The organism is Acidovorax sp. KPB24-03, from assembly GCF_057546605.1.
The window spans coordinates 1-4,998 of the sequence record NZ_BAAJYR010000251.1 but is presented as its reverse complement, the minus strand read 5'-3'; the positions used below and the strand labels follow the sequence as shown (position 1 = coordinate 4,998).

The 4,998-nt window shown below is 69.4% G+C and carries 3 protein-coding genes and 1 pseudogene; 3 read left to right on the top strand and 1 reads right to left on the bottom strand.

The features are described from left to right. The coding region (locus AC27KI_RS18445; protein WP_487115153.1) for a methyl-accepting chemotaxis protein at positions 1-1,487 on the bottom strand (1,487 nt) is incomplete at its 3' end. 319 nt (positions 1,488-1,806) lie between these two features. On the opposite strand from AC27KI_RS18445, the gene AC27KI_RS18440 reads away from it, so the two are divergent. From AC27KI_RS18440 to AC27KI_RS18430, 3 genes and pseudogenes are all read left to right on the top strand, one after another. Beyond that, positions 1,807-2,427 carry a methylamine utilization protein gene (locus AC27KI_RS18440; RefSeq protein WP_487115151.1) on the top strand — a complete coding sequence of 207 codons (621 nt, stop codon included), beginning with the start codon at positions 1,807-1,809 and terminating at the stop codon, positions 2,425-2,427. Then, a complete protein-coding gene (locus AC27KI_RS18435) occupies positions 2,424-4,760 on the top strand; it encodes a putative bifunctional diguanylate cyclase/phosphodiesterase (RefSeq protein ID WP_487115149.1) in 2,337 nt (778 codons plus the stop codon). Before AC27KI_RS18440 ends, AC27KI_RS18435 begins: the two co-directional genes overlap by 4 nt. A 5-nt stretch (positions 4,761-4,765) precedes the next feature. After that, positions 4,766-4,998, top strand: a pseudogene (locus AC27KI_RS18430) (pseudouridine synthase); the annotation flags it as partial.

Here is a 4,998-nt window from a genome sequence, read left to right as displayed (position 1 = left end):
ACCAGCGCGGCGTTCTGCTGCGTCATGGTCTCCAGCGCGCCCACCGACTGGCTCACTTCGGCGATGCGGTCGCTCTGCTCGCGGGCGGATGCGGTGATCTCGGCCATGATGCCCGAGACCTGCTGCACCGACTGCACCAGTTCGCCGATGGTGGCGCCCGCGTGGCCCACCAACGTGGTGCCTTCCTGCACCTGATTGGCGCTGGCCAGGATCAGCGCCTTGATCTCGCGCGCGGCGTCGGCCGAGCGCCCCGCCAGCGCTCGCACCTCGCCGGCCACCACCGCGAAGCCGCGGCCCTGTTCCCCCGCGCGCGCGGCTTCGACCGCGGCATTGAGGGCCAGGATGTTGGTCTGGAAGGCAATGCCGTCGATCACGCTGATGATGTCCGCGATCTTGCGCGAGCTGGCGCTGATCACGTCCATGGTGCGCACCACCTGCGAGACGACCTCGCCGCCGCGCTCGGCCACCTGCGAGGCGGCGGCGGTCATCTGGTTGGCCTGGCGCGCGGCGTCGGCGCTTTGCTGCACGGTGTGCGTCAGGTCCTCCAGCGCCGAGGCAGCCTGCTGCAGGTTGCCCGAGGTCTGCTCGGTGCGCTGGCTCAGGTCGAGGTTGCCCGAGGCCACTTCGGAGCTGGCCAGCAGGATCGAATCCGCCGTGGTGCCGATGCCGCCCACCAGCGAGCGCAGTTGCTCCTGCATGGCGGCGATGGCGTCCAGCAGCCGGCCGGTCTCGTCCTGGATGCGCACTTCCACGCGCGAGGTGAGGTCGCCGCGCGCGATGCGTTCGGCCACCACCACCGCCCGTCCGATGGGCTGGGTGATGCTGGCCGTGGTGCGCCAGGCGATCAGCGCGCCCAGCACGATGGCCAGCGCGACCAGCCCGCCGCCGATGGCGCGGGCCCGGTTTTCCATGCGCGACGCGCCGGCCGCGGCCTCGGTGTTGAGGGTGTTCTGCAGCTGCACCAGTTCGGCCAGCTTGTCGCGCCAGGCGGCTTCGGCAGGGGCCACGCGCGTCATGAGCGAGAGCGTGGCGCTCACGGTGTCACCGTCGGAGATGGCCTTGAGCGCCGTGTCCAGCTCGGGGCGGGTCTTGCGGGCCAGGGCCTGGATGTCGGTCTGCAGCTGGCGTTCGGCTGGCGTGGCGCCGGAGTCGAGCAGCGTGGCCAGCTCGGTCTCCTGCGCCGCGTAGCGCTGCAGTGCCTGGCCGACGCGGCGGGTCTGCTCGTCCGCGCTCTTGGGATCGACCTCGCCGAGCATCGCGGCCGAGCGCCCCTGGATGCCAATGGCGCTCACGTTCTCCAGCATGCTGTTGACCAGCCGCATCTTGGCGGCACTGGCGCCGGTCATCTGCTGCATCTGCTGGTTGACCTCGTTCAGCGAGGCGTGCGCCACGAAGGCCACCGCGATGAGCAGCGCCAGCATGCAGCCGAACCCCAGGAAAAGACGGCGGGAGATGGAGAGGGTCTTGAAGAACGAAGCGGTCTGCATGGTGTTTTCCGTGGCCGATGGCCTTTGAACGAAATGCACAGCAAAAGCAGTGCCAGTAATCGGTGTGCGGCGCCGTCCGGGCAGTGGCCGCATTCGCAATGGGTGTTACATATGAAAGACCCAACAGGGAGTATCTGCCTCTAAAGTGCCGGGTGAATGGCGCACTTGTATGAATTGATTTAATCGCTCATATCTTATTAAATGCATCGTTCCGATGCTATTTTTTTGGTAGCGTAGCGCCGTGCCATTTTTGCGCATTCCACTCTGGCGCCCTTCGATCCGCCGTGGTCTTGTTACATTTTTGGAAGGAACCGGCCCCATGACCCGACTTCGCTCGACCATGCTCCGGAGCATGGTTGCCGTGCTCTGTGCACTGGCGTTGCCGGCGATGGCCGCGGAGGTCCTGGTGACGGTGCAGGACGGCTCCGGCAAACCGCTGCCGGGCGCGGTCGTGTTCCTGGATTCCCCGGAGGCGCACAAGCTGGTGCGTCCCATGGCCCAGCAGGACATGGGGCAGCTCAAGCGCCGCTTCGTGCCCGAGGTGCTGGCCGTGACGGTGGGAACCGAGGTGCGGTTTCCCAACAGGGACAACGTGCGCCACCATGTGTATTCGTTCTCGCCGGCCAAGAAGTTCGAGCTGCAGCTGTATTCCGGCACGCCGGCCAACCCCGTGCTCTTCGACCGGCCGGGCGTCGTGGTGCTCGGCTGCAACATCCACGACCAGATGGTCGCCTGGATCCTCGTGCTGGAGACACCGTATTTCGCGCAGAGCGCCGCGCCGTTCGGCAGCGCGCGCCTGGAGAAGGTGCCCGCGGGCAACTACACGCTGCGCGTGTGGCATTCGGGCCTGCCGGTGGGCGCCGCGGCCTATGCGCAGCCCCTGGCGGTGGCCGAAGGCGCGGCGCCGGTGGTCGTCCGCCTGACGGGGGTGACCCCTTGAACCTGCGCGCGCTGCACCGCAGCCTGATCCTTCGGCTGGTCGGCATTTCCCTGCTGCTGCTGCTGATCGTGCAGGCGGCGGGATTTGCCGTGGTGCAGGCCTTCATCGTGCGCAATGCCCGCGCCCAGATCGAGCGCAGCCTGGACGTGGACGAACGCGTCTGGCGCTGGCTGCTGACGCAGAACGCCGTGCGGCTGCAGGAGGCCTCGGTGCTGCTGGCGGCCGACTACGGTTTTCGGTCCGCCGTGAATTCGGGCGACTCGGAGACGATCCAGTCCGTGCTGGAGAACCACGGCGCGCGCATCGGCGCCGCGATGACGGCGCTGCTGGACACCCGCATGCACCTGCAGGCCACCAGCCCCTCGCGCACTCCGGCCGACTACCAGAGCGCGGTGGACCAGGCCGTGCCCGCGCTGGTGGCGCAGCCACAGGGCAGCCAGATCGCCGTGGTGCACGGCATCCCGTACCAGTTCGTGATGGTGCCCATGCGGGCGCCTTTGCTGGTGGGCTGGGTGCTGATGGGTTTTCCGGTCAACGAGACGCTGGTGTCCGAGATGCAGCAACTGCTGTCGGTGGACGTGGCCATCCAGGTGCGCGATGCCACCGGTGCCGTGGCCGTGCCGGTGAGCACCCTGCCGGACCGCGCGCTGGCCGATCTGCGCGACTTCCGCATGGGCGGTGAGCAGGTGCTCGGCGGCGAGACGCTGCTGGTGCGCCCCGTGCGCCTGGACAGCGGCGCCACCAGTGCCCGGGCGCTGCTGCTTCGTTCGCTCAACGACGTGGTGGCGCCCTACCGCCAGCTGCAGGCCCTGCTGGGTGGGATCACCGTGGCTGGCCTGGTGCTCTTCGCGCTGGGCAGCGCCTTCATGGCGCGCCGCGTGACGACACCGCTGCGCTCGCTGGTCTCGGCCACGCACCGCCTGTCCCAGGGCGACTACGACGCCCCCATCGAGCACACGCGCCGCCTCGACGAGATCGGCAACCTCGCCCGCTCGTTCGACCGCATGCGCGTGGACATCGCAGGGCAGCAGGGCGAGATCCTGCGGCTGGCCGATACCGACCGGCTGACCGGCGTGCCCAACCGGGAGCGCTTTCGCCGCGCCATCATGGAGGCCATCGGTCCCGGCAGCGGAGGGCGCCCCGTGGCCGTGATCGCGCTGGACCTGGACCGATTCAAGCACGTGAACGGCGTGCTGGGCTACGCGCTGGGCGACCGGCTGCTGCAGGCCGTGGCCGAACGCATCAGCGGGCAGACGCGGTCGCCGCAGGACGTCATCGCCCGCCTGGGCGGCAACGAGTTCGCCATGCTGCTGCCCGGCGCCGACGAGGCGGCTGCGCGCGACATGGCCCAGCGCATCCTCCGGGCCTTCGAGACGCCCATGGCTTTCGACGACCGCACGGTGGATCTGAGCGCGGGCATCGGCATCGCCTGCTGGCCCGGTCCGGCGCAGGATGCCGACACCCTGCTGAGCCACGCCGAAATCGCCATGTACGCGGCCAAGCTGCGGCTCAGCGGGGCGCTGGTGTACGAGCCGTCGATGGATTCCTCCAGCGCCGTCTCGCTCTCGCTGCTGACCGAGCTGCGCCGCGCGGTGGACCGCAACGAGCTGCGCCTGTTCCTGCAGCCCAAGGTGTCGCTGACCGGCCAGCCGGGCCACGCGGCCGAGGCCCTGGTGCGCTGGCAGCACCCTGAGCGCGGCATGGTGCCGCCGATGCAGTTCATCCCCTTTGCGGAGCAGACCGGCTTCGTTCGGCAGCTCACGCTGTGGATGTTCGAGCAGGCGGTGATCTTCCTGGCGCAGCCGCGCGTGCAGGATCTGGCGCTGCGCATCTCGATCAACCTGTCCACGCGCGACCTGCTCGACCCCGAGCTGAGCAACCGCCTGGGCACCCTGCTGGCGCGCCACGGGGTGAGCGCCGCGTCGTTCTGCCTGGAGATCACCGAGAGCGCCATCATGGACGAGCCCCTGCGGGCCGAGGCCATGCTCAACCGCCTGTCCGAGCAGGGCTTCAAGCTGTCCATCGATGACTTCGGCACGGGCTACTCGTCGCTGGCCTACCTCAAGCGGCTGCCGGTGGACGAGCTGAAGATCGACAAGTCCTTCGTCATCGGCATGGCCTCCGACGACGGCGACGAGCAGATCGTGCGCTCCACCATCGACCTGGCGCACAACCTGGGCCTGAGCGTGGTGGCCGAAGGGGTGGAGACCGTGTCCATCCTGGAGCGCCTGCGGGCCCTGCATTGCGACGATGCGCAGGGCTACTACATCAGCCGGCCGCTCCCCACGGACGACTTTATCGCCTGGCACGCCGCGGCGGCCGAGCGAAAATAGCGCCCATGTCCGATTCGCCGCCCCGCCGCCGCCTCTCCCTTCCCCCCGCCGCCCCCGCCAAGGTGGCGCCGCCTGCGGCCACCGCACCCTCCGCACGCCGGGCACCGGCCACCGCGCAACCCGCCACCCGGGCGAATGCCGGCCCCGCCGCCCGGCCGTTCAATGGCCCGAATGGCGGCGCCAACAACGCATCGCCGCGTCCCGCTGTCCGTCCTGCCGCGGCCCAAGCCCCGTCCCG